The 14,755-nt window shown below is 75.0% G+C and carries 13 protein-coding genes and 1 pseudogene; 3 read left to right on the top strand and 11 right to left on the bottom strand.

The window, feature by feature from the left end:
- A pseudogene (locus AC2CHG_RS23685) lies at positions 1-424 on the top strand (serine/threonine protein kinase); the annotation flags it as partial.
- 61 nt (positions 425-485) lie between these two features.
- Here AC2CHG_RS23685 and AC2CHG_RS23680 read toward each other — a convergent pair.
- The 5 genes from AC2CHG_RS23680 to AC2CHG_RS23660 all read right to left on the bottom strand — a co-directional run bounded on the left by AC2CHG_RS23680 (position 486) and on the right by AC2CHG_RS23660 (position 6,507).
- Positions 486-2,966, bottom strand: a complete 2,481-nt coding sequence (locus tag AC2CHG_RS23680; RefSeq protein ID WP_484525606.1) for an ABC transporter permease — start codon at positions 2,964-2,966, stop codon at positions 486-488.
- Positions 2,967-2,971: 5 nt separating this feature from the next.
- Entirely contained in the window at positions 2,972-3,736 is a 765-nt protein-coding gene (locus AC2CHG_RS23675; RefSeq protein ID WP_262011678.1) for an ABC transporter ATP-binding protein, read from the bottom strand.
- A 148-nt stretch (positions 3,737-3,884) separates the two neighbouring features.
- A complete protein-coding gene (locus AC2CHG_RS23670) occupies positions 3,885-4,550 on the bottom strand; it encodes a response regulator (protein WP_349876853.1) in 666 nt (221 codons plus the stop codon).
- Entirely contained in the window at positions 4,547-5,761 is a 1,215-nt protein-coding gene (locus AC2CHG_RS23665) for a sensor histidine kinase (RefSeq protein WP_484525605.1), read from the bottom strand. Before AC2CHG_RS23665 ends, AC2CHG_RS23670 begins: the two co-directional genes overlap by 4 nt.
- Before the next feature lie 50 nt (positions 5,762-5,811).
- Complete coding sequence (locus AC2CHG_RS23660; RefSeq protein WP_355511918.1) at positions 5,812-6,507, bottom strand: DUF305 domain-containing protein; 696 nt, start codon at positions 6,505-6,507, stop codon at positions 5,812-5,814.
- 138 nt (positions 6,508-6,645) lie between these two features.
- Between AC2CHG_RS23660 and AC2CHG_RS23655 the strand changes: the two genes are divergently transcribed.
- The gene (locus AC2CHG_RS23655) at positions 6,646-8,097 is read left to right on the top strand and encodes an LVIVD repeat-containing protein (protein WP_357210921.1); all 1,452 of its coding nucleotides are present in this window, start codon (positions 6,646-6,648) and stop codon (positions 8,095-8,097) included.
- A gap of 71 nt (positions 8,098-8,168) precedes the next feature.
- Here AC2CHG_RS23655 and AC2CHG_RS23650 read toward each other — a convergent pair whose 3' ends face one another.
- The 3 genes from AC2CHG_RS23650 to AC2CHG_RS23640 are packed head-to-tail and all read right to left on the bottom strand — an operon-like array spanning position 8,169 to position 10,116.
- A complete protein-coding gene (locus AC2CHG_RS23650) occupies positions 8,169-8,561 on the bottom strand; it encodes a VOC family protein (protein ID WP_262011682.1) in 393 nt (130 codons plus the stop codon).
- A gap of 40 nt (positions 8,562-8,601) precedes the next feature.
- Entirely contained in the window at positions 8,602-9,594 is a 993-nt protein-coding gene (locus tag AC2CHG_RS23645) for a carcinine hydrolase/isopenicillin-N N-acyltransferase family protein (RefSeq protein ID WP_484525604.1), read from the bottom strand.
- A gap of 48 nt (positions 9,595-9,642) precedes the next feature.
- Complete coding sequence (locus AC2CHG_RS23640; protein ID WP_484525603.1) at positions 9,643-10,116, bottom strand: DUF1203 domain-containing protein; 474 nt, start codon at positions 10,114-10,116, stop codon at positions 9,643-9,645.
- 121 nt (positions 10,117-10,237) lie between these two features.
- Here AC2CHG_RS23640 and AC2CHG_RS23635 point away from each other — a divergent pair, with 121 nt between their 5' ends.
- A complete protein-coding gene (locus AC2CHG_RS23635) occupies positions 10,238-11,113 on the top strand; it encodes a transglutaminase domain-containing protein (RefSeq protein WP_484525602.1) in 876 nt (291 codons plus the stop codon).
- 46 nt (positions 11,114-11,159) lie between these two features.
- Here AC2CHG_RS23635 and AC2CHG_RS23630 read toward each other — a convergent pair whose 3' ends face one another.
- The 3 genes from AC2CHG_RS23630 to AC2CHG_RS23620 form a co-directional block, all read right to left on the bottom strand.
- On the bottom strand, positions 11,160-12,770 hold the full coding sequence (locus AC2CHG_RS23630; RefSeq protein ID WP_484525601.1) for an asparagine synthetase B family protein: 1,611 nt from the start codon (positions 12,768-12,770) through the stop codon (positions 11,160-11,162).
- A gap of 4 nt (positions 12,771-12,774) precedes the next feature.
- Complete coding sequence (locus AC2CHG_RS23625; protein WP_262011687.1) at positions 12,775-13,731, bottom strand: hypothetical protein; 957 nt, start codon at positions 13,729-13,731, stop codon at positions 12,775-12,777.
- 102 nt (positions 13,732-13,833) lie between these two features.
- A complete protein-coding gene (locus AC2CHG_RS23620; protein WP_484525600.1) occupies positions 13,834-14,631 on the bottom strand; it encodes an isocitrate lyase/PEP mutase family protein in 798 nt (265 codons plus the stop codon).
- Positions 14,632-14,755 lie beyond the last annotated feature (124 nt).

Raw genomic sequence — 14,755 nt, 5'->3', positions numbered from 1 at the left:
CGTCGGGGCGCTGGGCGCGGTGCTGGTGGCGATGGGCGCGCTGGGCGCGCTCGTGGCCGCCGCCAACGACACCGCCGAACCGGCCACGAAGATCGACAAGACCGCGCCCGCGGTGGCGCCGAGCGACCCGGCCGCGGAGCCGGTCGCCGACGAGCCGTCGGCCGACGACGAGTACACCTACCGCCCGGTCGGCCCGGGCGGCCGGCCGTCGGCCACGCCCTCGGTGACTCCGAGCACCTCGGCGACCCCGTCGGCGCAGCCGAGCGTCACCGACGAGCCGGCCCCGTCGGCCGAGCCGAGCAGCACGCCGTCGAGCGCGCCGACGACGACGGCACCCACCACGGCGCCGGCGCCGGACCCGACCACCGCCGACCCCGGCACCGGCGGCGGTGACACCGGCGGGCAGCCGGCCACCCAGCCCTGACCCACCACGAGCCGGCCCCGCCCACGGCGGAGCCGGCTCGTCCGTGTCCGGGTGGCGGTGCTCAGTCCGCGCCGAGCGACGCCACCACCGGCCGGGACAGCGCCCGGCGGGCCGGCAGGACCGAGGCGAGCAGCGCGGCCAGCACCGCCACCGCGACGATCAGCCCGATCCGCGCCCAGGGCAGCACCAGCGTGAAGTCGCCGCCGATGCGGGCCACCACTGCCATCGCCCCGGCCGCCGCCCCGGTGCCGAGCGCGATGCCGAGCAGCGTGCCGACGAGCGCGGTGAGCACCGCCTCGACCGCCAGCACGCCCCGCATCCCGGCCCGGCTCAGCCCGACCGCGCGCAGCACCGCCGTCTCCCGGGTGCGTTCCACCACCGACAGGCTGAGCGTGTTGGCGACCCCGACCAGCGAGATCACCACGGCCAGGCCGAGCAGCGCGGTGACGAACCCCAGCACCATGTCGACGGTGCCGGTGAGCATCTTCTTGTACGCGGCCTGGTCCATCACGTTCACCGTCGGATAGCGGGCCAGCACCGACTCGACGGCGGTCCGGGCGGCGTCGACACCCACCCCGGGGGCCGGGTCCACCTCGGCCAGGTAGCCGCGCTCGGTGGGGAACATGGCGGTGAAGTCGGTGTCCAGCACGTCCACCAGGTGGCCGGCGGGCACCGGGCTGCCGGCCAGGACCGGCTCCTCGTCGGCCACCACCGCGACGACCCGGAACGGGCGGCCCGCCAGCGTGATCGTGGAGCCGGCCGTCCAGCCCCGCGCCGCGGCCAGCTCGCGGTGCACCAGCACCGAACCCGGGCCCAGGTCCGCCGGGTCACCGGCGTCCACCGCGGACAGCGTGCGCCGGACCAGCGCCGGATGCGCGGCGCGCAGCTGCACGTCGCCGACCACCCGGCTGCGCTGCTCGTGCACCACACCCAGCTCCGGGCGGGCGGCCAGGTCGTCGGCGACGGTGGCCGGCAGGTCGCCGCCGATACCGGTGACCAGGAAGTCCACGCCGATCCGGGCGTCCACCGCGCGTTCGATGCCGGACTTGACGCTCGCGGCGCCGACCACGAACGCGGAGACGAGCCCGATGCCGATCACCATTGCCGTCGCGGTGGCGGCGACCCGGCGCGGGTTGCGTACCGCGTTCGACACGGCCAGCCCGCCGGTGGCGCCGAACGCCGCGCGGAACGGCCCGCCGAGCATCCGTACCAGGGCCGGCACCAGCACCGGGCCGAACGCCACGATGCCGCCGAAGGCCAGCAACGCGCCGGCCGCGACCAGCACCACCTGGCCGGTGGCTCCCGCGCCGGCCAGCGCCGCCACACCGGCGGCGAGCGCCAGTGCGCCGACCGCCAGCCGGACCCGCCCGGCCGGGCGTACCGGGTTGATCGCCGCGTCGGTGAGCGCGGCCACCGGGGCGACGCGGGTGCCCTGCCAGGCCGGCAGCGCGGCCGACGCCACGGTGAGCAGCGTCCCCAGCCCCAGCGAGAGCAGCAGCGTCCGCGGGGTCAGGGTGAGCCCGCTGCCGAGCGGCGCGCCGGTGCCGGCGAGCAGGACGCCGAGGCCGCCGGCCACCGCCGCGCCGGCCAGCACCCCGGCCGCGGAGGCGAGCAGGCCGGTCACCGCCGCCTCGGACAGCGTGGCCCGGTAGATCTGTCCCCGGGTGGCGCCGACCAGGCGCAGCAGCGCGGTACGCCGGGAGCGCTGGGCGAGCACGATGGCGAAGGTGTTGGCGATCACGAAGCCGGCCACCACCACCGCCACCGCCGCGAACGTGCCCAGCAGCATGCCGAACTGCCGCAGGTCGCGGACCGCGTCGTCGACCGCGGCGTCGAGGATGGCATCGCGGTCCCGGACCGTCACGTCCGGTCCCACCACGGCGCGGATCCGGTCGGCGAGCGCGGCCGTGTCCACCCCGGGCCGCGCCGCCACCATGATCCGGCCGTACCCCTTCTCGCCGCCGACGGTGAGCGCGTCCGGTCCGGTCAACCCGATGTACGGGCCGCCGACGTCGCGGGAGCTGCCGTCCACGTCGACGGTGCCGACCAGGGTGTACGGGCGGGCCGCGCCGTCCTGCCCGCCGATCGACACCGGCCCGCCGACGGTGAAGCGCTGCTCGGCGACGGTCTCGTCGTCGAGCACCACCTCGCCGGGGCGCTGCGGCAGCCGCCCGGCGACCAGGTCGTAGGACTGCAGGTCCGTCTCGGTGGGGATCGCGGCGAGCACCGCGTACCCGAGCACGGGACGGCCGTCGCGGCCGACCACCCCGGCGGAGCCGGTCAGCTCGCCCGCGGCGGCGGCCACCCCGTCGACGGCGCGCACCCGGTCCACGAGCGCCGGGGGCAGCGGGTCGGTCTCGGCGTACGCGGCCAGGTCGGTGTGCCTGTCGAACTCACCGGCCCGCTCGTACGCCCCGGCGCGCATGCCGTCGATGAACATCAGCGTGCCGGCGACGAACGCGACGCCGAGCACGATCGCCAGCGAGGACAGCAGCAGGCGCAGGCCGTCGGCGCGGACCTGGCGCAGGGTCAGGCGCAACATCCCGGTCACCGCCCCGCCGGGGTCACGGCCGGGTCGAGCCGGCTGAGCGCGTCCCGGACCGCGCCGACCGTCGGCGCGTGCAGTTCGTCGACCAGCCGGCCGTCGGCGAGGAAGACCACCCGGTCGGCGTACGCGGCGGCGGCCGGGTCGTGGGTGACCATGACGACGGTCTGGCCGAGCGTGTCGACCGCCTCGCGCAGCAGCCGCAGCACCTCCGCGCCGGAGCGCGAGTCGAGGTTGCCGGTCGGCTCGTCGGCGAAGATCACCCACGGCCGGGTGATCAGGGCGCGGGCCACCGCGACGCGCTGCTGCTGGCCGCCCGACAGCTCCGCCGGGCGGTGTCCGAGGCGATCGGTCAGGCCGACCGCGGCCACCACCTGACGCAGCCAGGTCGGGTCCGGGCGGCGGCCGGCGATGGCCAGCGGGAGGACGACGTTCTCCTCGGCGGTGAGCGTGGGCAGCAGGTTGAACTTCTGGAAGACGAAGCCGATCCGGTCCCGGCGCAGCCGGGTGAGCCGCCGGTCGTCCAGGCCCGTCAGGTCGGCGTCGCCGATGTGGACCGCCCCGGCGGTCGGCCGGTCGAGGCCGGCGAGGCAGTGCAGCAGTGTGGACTTGCCGGAGCCGGAGGGGCCCATCACGGCGGTGAACCGGGCGGCGGCCAGGTCGAGGTCGACGCCGTCGAGCGCGACGACGCGGGACTGGCCGGCGCCGTACTCCTTGCGCAGCGCGCGGGCGGCGAGGGCGACGCCTGTGGTCGGTGGTGCGGACACTGTGGTGCTCCTGTCGGACACGGTCTGAAGACCCTTCCGACGCTAGGTCCGGCACCGCTGAGTCGATCTCCACCTGCGCGCTCGACCTCGGTGCGACCACGGTCGTCCCCCACCGGGGGAACCCGTACGACCTGAGACGTACGGCCGGTCAGCCGCCGGGCGTGACCAGGCCGCTCTCGTACGCCAGCACCACCGCCTGGACCCGGTCGCGGAGCTGGAGCTTGGCCAGGATGCGGCCCACGTGGGTCTTCACCGTCGCCTCCGCGACGTGCACCCGGGCGGCGATCTCGGCGTTGGAGAGCCCCTGCGCCACCAGCAGCAGCACCTCGCGCTCCCGCTCGGTGAGCTGGGCCAGCCGGGGGTCGGCGGCCGGCGCGGGACCGAGCTGCCCGGCGAACCGGTCGAGCAGCCGCCGGGTGATCGACGGTGCCACCACCGAGTCGCCCTGGGCCACCACCCGGATCGCGGCCATGAGCTCCTCCGGCGGCACGTTCTTGAGCAGGAACCCGCTCGCCCCGGCGCGCAGCGCGGCGAACGCGTCGGCCTCGGTGTCGAACGTGGTGAGCACCAGCACGCGCGGGCCGCCGCCGTCCGGGCGGGCGCAGATCCGCCGGGTCGCCTCCACCCCGTCCATGGTGGGCATGCGCAGGTCCATCACCACCACGTCGGCCTCGACCCGGTCCAGCACCCGCAGCGCGTCCGCGCCGTCGATGGCCTCGCCGACCACCTCCAGGTCCGGCTGGGAGTCGAGCACCATCCGGAACCCGGCCCGCACCAGCATCTGGTCGTCGACGATCATCACTCGCACTGTCACGCCGCCGCGCTCCCTTCCCCGGTGCCGGCGCCCGCCGGCAGTGGCAGCCGCGCCTGTACCCGCCAGCCGCCGGCGAGTGTGGGGCCGGCGGAGAGGCTGCCGTCGTACACCCCGACCCGTTCCCGCATGCCGACCAGGCCGTGCCCGCCGGACGGCGCCGGCCGGACCACCGGAGCGCCGCCGCCGTCGTCGACCGCCCGGACCACGACGGCGTCGGCGGCCCAGTCCAGCGTCAGCTCCACCGACGCGCCGACACCGGCGTGCTTGAGCGCGTTGGTCAGGCTCTCCTGCACCACCCGGTAGACGGTCAGCTCCAGGCCGGGCGGCAGCGCCCGCGGCGTGCCGGCGCCGCCGCAGGTGATCCGCAGCCCGGCGGCGCGGAACCGGTCGAGCAACGCGGGTAACTCCACCAGCGCGGGCCGCCGATGCGCCGGCTCGGCGGCCGGCTGGTCCGCCGGCGCCGGCTCCGGGCGGTCCGGTTCCCGGAGTACGCCGACCAGCCGCCGCATCTCCTCCAGCGCCGCCCGGCCGGTGTCGGCGACCACCTTGGCCGCCTCCCGGGCGGTGGCCGGGTCCCGGTCGAGCGTGAACCGCACCCCGTCGGCCTGCACGATCATCACGGCCATGCTGTGGGCGACCACGTCGTGCAACTCACGGGCGATGCGGGTGCGTTCCTCGGCGACGGCGGCGCGCGCCTCGGCCTCCCGCTCGCGTTCCAGCGTGGCGGCGCGTTCCTCCAGGCTGAGCACGTAGAGCCGGCGGGTCCGCAGGTTCAGTCCGGCCAGGAAGACCGCGCCGACGATCAGGGTGTAGAAGAACGCGCCCATCCACCAGGGACCGGTGCCGGGCGTCTGGAGCGCGGCGAGTACCCCGCCGATCACGGCGACGATCCCGGCGGCGATGCCGTCGCGGAGCCGGTCGGCGTACTTGACCACGCTGTAGAGGGCGATCAGGACGGCGATGTCGTAGCTGAGCGGGCCCCAGCCGGCGATCACCTGGACCAGCGCGAGCGCGGCCACCAGGGCGCCCACGGCCGACGGGTGGGTACGCCGGAGGAACAGCGCCGCCGCCATCGCCAGGCCGACAGCGGTCGCCGGGATCCCGGTCTGCCCGGCGACGAAGCCGGACAGCGCGAAGAACGCGACGAGGCCGCAGACTGCCGCGTCGAACGCGACACCCCGCAGCGGGCGACCGAGGATCAGGCGGTTCACGATCCCCCAGCCTAGGCCCGCCCCTGCGTCCTCCCCCGCCCGCTCCCAGGTCAGCGGGTCAGGAGGGCCTGCATGCGGCTGATCTCGGCGGACTGCTCGACGGCCACCGAGGTGGCGAACTCCTGCATCGGCTGGTCGACGCCGACCTTCAGCAGGTCGGTGGACATGACGATCGCGCCCCGGTGGTGGTCGGACATCATCTGCACGAACAGCTTGTCGAACTCCGCGCCGCGGGCGTCGGCGAGCCGCCGCATCGCCTCCGGGGACTGCATCCCGCGCATGCTGCCGTGGTCGTGCCCGGGTACGTCGGCGGGCAGGTCGCGCGTGCTGAGCCAGGCCCGCAGCAGGCCGACCTCCGGGCCCTGCGCGGCACGGATCCGGTCGGCCACGGCGCGCACCCGCGCGTCGGCGGCGCGCTCGGGCGCGAGGGCGGCCATCTCCAGGGCCTGCTCGTGGTGCGGGATCATCATCCGGACGTACCAGACGTCGAGGCTGTTCCAGCGCGGCGTGGTGGCGCCCCGGACCTGTTCGGCCGGGCGGGTCGCGGCGGGCTCCCCCGGGCGCCCCGGTACCACCACGGGTGGCGCCGACCCGGCGGCGCTCGCGCTCGGCGCGGCCGCCGCGGCGGTTCCGGCCGCCTCCGGGGTACGGGTGTCCTCGCGCCCGGTCAGCGCCAGTGCGCCGACCACCACGAGGGTCACCAGTGCTGTGACGCCCACCCACACACGCGCCTGCCGGCTGGTCATACGACGCCTCCTCCGGTCAAGGTGACAGCGATCCTATCCATAGACGAAAGTTCCCAAGTGTGACCCAGGTCACATTGATGGCCGTCTCAAATAGGTAAGGTGTGGCGAATCATGACCCCCTTTCGAAGGGCGTTGCCGATGATCAGCCTCCGCACGTCCCGAATCCGGACCGTCAGCCTGGCCGCCGCCGGCCTGCTGCTCGCCGGCGTGTTCACCGCGCCCCCGAGCAGCGCGCAGGAGATCCCCCGCGCCCAGGCCGCCCCGGCCACCGTGGACAACGCCGTCCCCGGTGTCGACGAGATCTCCAGCAGCCCCAACCTGCGCCAGGTGGCGAACCTGCCGAAGCAGGCGCCGTTCGACACCACCGCCGCCCTCGGCACCGACATCGCCTTCCAGGGGCGGTACGCGTTCGTCGGCAACTACGACGGGTTCGTCGTCTACGACGTCTCCCGCCCGAACCGCCCGGCGATCGTGTCCCAGGTGCTCTGCCCCGGCTCGCAGAACGACATCTCGGTCCACGGCGACCTGCTGTTCCTGTCGACCGACTCCTCCCGCAGCGACGACTCCTGCGCCAGCACCACCCAGCCGGCGTCAGTGAAGGAGTCCTGGGAGGGCATCAAGATCTTCGACATCCGGGACAAGCGCAACCCGCGCTACATCAAGTCGGTGGAGACGGCGTGCGGCTCGCACACCCACACCCTGGTGCCCGGCAAGGACAAGCGGAACGTCTACCTGTACGTCTCCTCGTACAGCCCGCGGGCCGAGTTCCCGGACTGCCAGCCGCCGCACGACTCCATCTCCATCGTCAAGGTGCCGGTGAAGAACCCCACCACCGCCTCCGTGGTCGCCACGCCGAACCTGTTCCCGGACGGCGGCTACCCGGGCATCCCGGGTCAGTCGTCGGCCACCACCGGCTGCCACGACATCACCGCGTACCCGTCGAAGGACCTGGCCGCGGGCGCCTGCATGGGTGACGGCGTCCTGCTGGACATCAAGAACCGTGAGGCGCCCCGGGTGATCGAGCGGGTCACCGACGCGGAGAACTTCGCGTTCTGGCACTCGGCCACGTTCAACAACGCCGGCACCAAGGTCGTCTTCACCGACGAGCTGGGCGGCGGCGGCGCGGCCACCTGCAACGAGGTGGTCGGCCCGAACCGCGGCGCGGACGCCATCTACGACATCACCGGCCGCGGCGACGCCCGCAAGCTGGAGTTCCGCAGCTACTACAAGATCCCCCGGGTCAACGCCGACACGGAGAACTGCGTGGCCCACAACGGCTCGCTGATCCCGGTGCCCGGCCGCGACATCATGGTCCAGGCCTGGTACCAGGGCGGCATCTCGGTGTGGGACTTCACCGACTCGCGCAAGCCCAAGGAGATCGCCTACTGGGAGCGCGGGCCGCTGGACGCCTCGCAGCTGCGTACCGGCGGGTCGTGGTCGGCCTACTGGTACAACGGCCACATCTACTCCAGCGACATCCAGAAGGGACTGGACGTGCTGGAGCTGCGTGACCCGCGTACCTGGCTGGCGCAGTTCCTGCTGGTGCCCGAGCTGAACGTGCAGACCCAGGCCGGTTACCTGAGCTGGTGACCCGCTGACCGTCGACGGGCCCGGTGCTCCCCCTCGCGGGGACGCCGGGCCCGTCGCGGTCCGCGCCCCCGTCACGCCTCGTAGGAGATGAACTCCAGGAGGCTCCCGTCGGGGTCGCGGAAGTAGACACTCGTCCCGGGGCCGCCGGCGCCGAACCGCGGGACCGGCCCCGTCTCCACCTCGACGCCGTGACGGCGCAGGTGCGCCACCGCCGCGTCGACCGGGCCGTCCCAGACGAGACAGACGTCGCTGTTGCCGGGGCGGACGGGCAGGCGGGCGACGTTGCCGGCGAGGTCCGTCCCCGGCCCGTGCACGCTGAGCTGGGTGGGCCCGATCCGGAACGCGACGCGCTCGCCGCCGACGCCGATCACCTCGGCGCCGACCACGTCGCGATAGAAGTCGGTGGCGACCCGCCAGTCCGAAACGGCGATCACGACGTGGTCCAGCCGGGTCACGGGCGTCATCGTCCGACAGTAACTCCGGCGCGGACCGCAGGCGCCCTGGTCAGCTCATCGGCAGCCGGTAGTCGCGGGTGCCGCCGCCGGCCGTGACCACGCGCACCTCGCCGCTGCGCAGCCCGTACGTCACCGACCAGCGGGTGTGCGACTGGCGTACCGCGTTCAGCAGCCGCAGCGCCCCGGCCGCGTCGACCACCCCGCCGGCGCGGTCCAGCTCCTTCGCCAGCACCCCGTACCGGTGGTCCTGGCGCAGCTCGCGGTCCGGCACGCCGACGGCGGGCACGTTGGTCAGCGCCTGCCACGGGCCCTGCCGCCGGTCCACGGAGAGCTTCCCGTCGACGAACTCCACCACGGCGGACGCGCCCGTCGCGTCGGCCAGCAGGTAGTGCAGCGGCGGGCCGCCGTCGAAGTCGAGGTTGTAGCGCCGGAAGACGGCGACCGCCTCGTCCACGGTGGCGGCCGAGTCGAGCACCAGGCGCAGGATGCGCACCGAGCCCACAGTCGGCAGTCCCGGCACCGGCTCGGCGCGCGCACCGTCGTCGGCGGCCAGCCCGACCGCGAGACCCCGCTCGTTCATGCCGTCGAACGGCAGCAGCGGCGCGTCCAGCAGCCGCCGGTCCCCGGTCGGGTCGGCGGACACGCCCAGGTACGAGATGTCGACCAGCGAGATCGAGGCGTACCCGTCCGGCGGGTCGGTGCGCAGCACCAGCGCGGGATTGGGCTCCCAGTCGAAGTTGCGGGCGAACAACGGGCGCTCCCGGTCGCCGAGCGCGGCGAACAGCGAGCAGCCGAACGGGCTCGGCGGCGTGGACCCGGCCAGCCCGGCGGTCGGGTCGTAGTCGCCGTCGTACTTCATCTCGTACATCGGCAGGTCGTCGATCTTGCGGAGGCTGGCCAGGGTCCGCTCGACCTGCCCCGGGTCCTGCCGGGACGCGGTCGGTGAGCCGGCCGCGGCCGGCGGGCCGGACCGGCGGCTCTCCCCGCAGGCCGTGGCGAGCAGGAGCAGCGCGAGCCCGCCGGCGATGAGGGTCCTCCGCATGACAGCGACGCTAGAAGAGGCGTGCGCCGATGTCCATCCGGGACCCGGTCAGCTCCGCACGACAGCGAACATCCAGCAGCCGTACACCACGTTGCGGCTGTGCAGCTGGTCCACCGCCGGGTCGGCGAACAGCTCCGCGATCACCGCCTCCGGATCGCCGCCGTCGTGTCGCCGTCCGCCCACGATGCGGCCCCGGCTGTCGTACGCGCGCAGCACCTGCTCCCGTCCGCGCCACCGCGACGGGTACGTCGTCACGTCGTCCGGGCCGGCGCATTCGGTGGCGTGCGCGAACACCGGCCCCACCTCGCGGTACGGGCCGGGCGGCAGCGGCGGGGCGTACCCGAACAACAGCAGCGCCTCGTCCGGCCGGGCGTCGCGCAGGCAGCAGCGCAGCGGCTCGCCGCCGGTGGCGCGCCGGTGCTCGGGCGGCTGGCCGGTGGCGTCGCGGCCGGTGCGGCGCAGCTCGGCGAGCGTGCCGGCGGGCAGCGGGCGGATTCCGAACGCGGTACGGGTGGTCGTCACGGTCCCAGCCTGGCGCGGCCCCGGCCGCCGCGCTGGCGGTGATCGGACCTGGCGTTCGGGCAGCGCGAGATTGCCGGCCGCGCGGGCACCGCGGACCGCGTCCGGCGCCGACAATGGCCGGATGGACGTTGACGACTACCGGGCCCACTCCCCGTACAGCGATCCCCGCCCCCACGCGGCGCTGCTCGACGCCGTGCCCGCCGACCTGCCCACCGTCGCGGCGACCGCACGCAACGTGATCGTCCACTACCGCGCCGGCGGCGTGGAGCTGCCGGACGTCCGCCAGGCCGAGGGGAACCTGCGCTGGATGGACCGCATCCTCGACACCGACCAGTCCCGGTTCCCGCTGCCGCTGACCGCCGAGCGCCCGGCCGCCGAGCGGGTCGCCGGCTGCTGCCGGGACCATGCGCTGTTCGTCGTCGCGGCGCTGCGTCAGCACGGCGTACCGGCCCGCAGCCGGGTCGGCTTCGCCGGCTACTTCGTGCCCGGCTGGCACCACGACCACGTGCTCGCCGAGTGGTGGAACGGCGAGCGCTGGGTCTGGTCCGACCCGGAGCTGGACCCGGCCGGCGAGCAGCCGTTCGACGGCTACGACATCGACCCGGAGGCGGGGCACTTCGAGTCGGCGGCCCGGGTGTGGCTGGCGTACCGGGCGGGCCGGATCGACCCGGACACCTACGGCGTGGACCCGTCGCTACCGATCCGGGGCGGCTGGCTCGTCCACGACTACGTGCTGCTGGAGCTGGCCCACCGGCACAAGGACGAGGTGCTGCTCTGGGACGGGTTCGGGGCGATGACCGAGGACCTGACCGGCGTCGATCTCACCCTCGTCGACGAGGTCGCCACGCTGCTGGTGGCCGCCGACCGCGGCGACGCCGCCGCCGGGCGTGAGCTGGCCCGGCGGTACGCCTCGGACGCCCGGTTGCGTCCGGGCCCGACGGTGCACTGCGCCGACCCGGTCTCCGGCGTGACCGCCGACGTGGACCTGCGGCGCTGACCCGTGCGGCGGCCGCGCACCGGCCGGTCACCCCGGCCGCGCGGGCTCACCCGGGCAGGGGCGCCTCGTCGCCTCGGGTGCGACGCGGGTTGACCAGCCGGCGGACCATCGGGGCGGCGTTCCAGCGGGCCGCGCCGACCAGGTCCCGGGCGTGTTCCAGCACCGTGTAGTCGGGCCGGGCTATGCCCTCGGCGATGGCCCGGTCGAGGTCGTTGCCGCAGCGGGTGAGCACGCTGTCGAAGTCCCGGCGGACCGGTTCGAGCAGGTCGTAGCCGAAGGAGCGGTGCAGCCGGGCGAACAGCGGTTTGTAGAGGCGGGCCCGTTCGTGCAGCCCCGACGAGTACGACATCGGGTTCTTCGGCCGCTGCCGCACGTAGGAGGGCAGCAGGTCCGCGAAGGCCCGCCGGACGATCCACTTCTCCTGCCCGTCGCGCAGTTTCACGTCCAGCGGCAGCCGCATGGCCAGCTCGACGACACTGAGGTCGAGGAACGGCACCCGGGCCTCCACGCCGTGCGCCATGCTGGCCCGGTCCACCCGTTGCAGCTCGGTCCGGCACAGGTTGCGGATCTTGTGCAGGAACAGCCGGCGGGACCGCTCCGGCCCGACCCGGTGGTACATCGGGTACCCGCCGAACAACTCGTCGGAGCCGTCGCCGGTGAGCACCACCCGGACGCCCAGCTCGCGCAGCCGCCGGAAGATCGGCACCGAGACGACGGCGTTGATGATGTCGCCGTACTCGGTCAGCTCGGAGATCAGGATCGCCTCGCGGACGTCGGTGAGCCGGATGTCACGGGGGCGCAGCTCGATCACCTCGTGCGGTACGCCGAGGTCGGCGGCGAGCCGCCGGGCGTACGCCACGTCCGGGCTCTCCGGCACGCCGATGGTGACCGCCACGCAGTCCGGGTGCAGTTCCCGGGCGTGCAGCAGCGCCAGCGAGCTGTCCAGACCGCCGGAGAGCACCACGCCGACGGTGAGGTCGGTGTCCAGCCGGGCGCGCATCGCGTCGGTCAGCGCGACGCGGACCAGCAGGGCCGCCTCGTCCGGGTCGTCGATCACCGGCAGGCCGTCGCCGAGGGTGAGCAGGTCGACGTGCGGGCCGAGCCGGACCGGGCGGCCGGGCTCGGCCCAGCCGTGGTGCCCGGGTGCCACCTCGCCGATCGGCGCGCCGTGCCCGACGAGCGCCTTGACCTCGGAGGCGAGGTGCAGGCAGCCGGGCAGGCGGGACCAGTACAGCGGCTTGACGCCGAGCGGGTCGCGGGCCAGGTACGCCCGGCCGCTGTCGCGCTCGACGATGACGAACGCGTACTCGCCGCGCAGCCGCCGGACCGCGTTCTCGCCCCACTGGCGGAACGCGGCGAGCACCACCTCGGTGTCGCCCGCGGTCCTGAACCGGTGCCCGAGCCGGGTCAGCTGGGCGCGCAGCTCGTGGTGGTTGAAGATCTCGCCGTTGAAGCAGAGCAGGTGCCGCTCGTCCGGCGACATCCACGGCTGCACGGATCGTTCCCGGTCCACGATCTTCAGCCGCCGTACGCCGGCGAGCAGGCCGTTCTCCTGCCGGGTCTCGGTGACCTCGCCGCGCGGTGCGAGCGCCGCGAGCATCCGCCGGAACGTCGCCGGGTCCGCCTCGGGGCCGATGCTCAGCGCGATGCCGCACACCGGGTCACACCCCCATCTCGGCCTCGTACGCCCGCCGGTAGCGGCGGCGGACGGCCGGGGCGAGGCAGACGTGCCAGGCCTGTCCCTCGTCGACCACGTTCACCTCGCCGGCGTCCTGGCGGGCCAGCAGCAGCCCGGCCAGCGCCGGGCGGGCGCCGAAGCGGTCGTACCACTCCAGTTCGACGTCGGCGGCCCAGCCGAGGCAGTGCCCGCTGGGCACCATCGCCGCGTACCCGAGGCGGCGCAGCCGGTGCTGGTGCTCGGCGCTGCGGGCCAGGCTGGTCACCCAGAGCGGTGGCGTGCCGTCCGGCGCGATCGCGGTGAACTCGCGGGCCAGGTCGTTGAGGAACGCGATCATCTCGCGGCGGGCCCGGCGGAACAGCAGGCCGGCGGTACGCGGGGTGGCGTCCGGGCGCAGCCGCCGCCGGACCGCCCGCAGCCCGCGTCCCACCACTGTGGCGGGCTGTTCCTGGTAGCGGAACTCGACCAGGCCGCGGCGGCGCAGCCATTCCAGATCGACCAGTTCGGTGCTGGTGCGGACCTGGTCGTCGGTGAGGAACGTCGGGCTGTCCCGCCACCAGAGCACGTCCACGCGGGAGAGCAGGTAGATGCGGACCAGCGCGGTGAGGTCCTGCGCCGAGCTGCGCGCGTTGGGCTGGTAGCGGGCCATCTCCAGCAGCAGCGTCTCCCGGGCGCCGATCAGCCCCTGCGGGGTGGCGTCGAGGACGGCGGCGATGGCCGGTTCGCGCAGCCGCTGGTCGAGCAGCACCTGGCGGGCGGTGGTGGACGGCGCGTCGGCGAGCGCGCCCACCTCGACCAGGAGTTCCGCCACCGCCGCCCGGTACGCGGACAGGTCCGGCTCGGCGCCGGCGCGGCGACCGCCGGGCACCCGCCGGGCGGGAGCGGTGGACGTGACGGCGGGACCGGGCTGGCGACCTGGGCTGCGGCTGGGCACTCGCATGGTCTCCGTCCCCTCTCGGTCAGGACACGGCGTGATTGGGCCTGCACACACCGTAAAGACCGGCGAAGGCGCGATTCCTCCCATCTCCCCCGAAGTGCCCGATCAGGTGGCGGACGGCTGCACCAGCGCCTGCACCTCCTCGTATCCGGGCGGCGCCGGCAGGCCCGCGTCACGCCCGGCACCGATCGCGTCGGTCAGGTGCAGCGCCGCGCCGAGGGCGGCCCGGAACAGCAGTGAGCCGGTGCTGACCCGGGCCACGCCGAGCCGTCCGAGGGCTGCGAGGTCCGGGCCGCCCGGCCGGTAGAGCACGTTCAGCGGCAACCCCGCCTCGGCGGCGAGCAGGCCGACCAGGTCGTCGGGGGCGCCCGGCACGAACAGGCAGTCGGCCCCGGCGGCCCGGAACGCCGCCGCCCGCCGCCGTGCCTCGCCCAGGGGCGCCGGCACGCCCAGCCACCAGGCGTCGGTGCGGGCGTTGACGACCATCCGCGGCACTGCCGCGCGGACCGCCGCGATCACGGCGGCGACGTGCTCGGCCGGGGCCAGTCGCCCGTCCGGGCGCCCGTCCTCCAGGTTCACGCCGACCACGCCGAGCGCGGCCAGCTCGCCCACGAACCCGGCGACCTCCGCCGGGTCGTCGTGGAAGCCGTCCTCGATGTCCACCGTGAGCAGCGTCGGCAGGTCCCGCAGCCGGTACGCCAGCTCCAGCGTCTCCGCGCGGGTCGCCCGGACGGCATCCGGCTGCCCGGCGGCCGCCGCCACGCCCAGGCTGGTGGTGCCGATCGCCTGATGGCCCCGGGCGGCGAGCGCCGCGGCGGAGGCGTGGTCCCATGCGTTCGGCAGGAGCAGCGGGTCGCCGGGCCGGTGCAGGTCACGGAATGCGCGGTACCTGTCGGTCGTCATCGGATCACCTCGAGTCGGGTCGTCGGGACGTCAGGGGTCGAGGCGGGCGGGACGGCAGCGGCGGCGCAGCACGCCGACCACGCCGGCGGCCAGGGCGAGCGCGTGCCGCTGCCCGGGGCAGCCG

This window comes from Micromonospora sp. ATLC20 (assembly GCF_057196585.1).
This window is presented reverse-complemented; position numbering and strand designations above follow the sequence as displayed.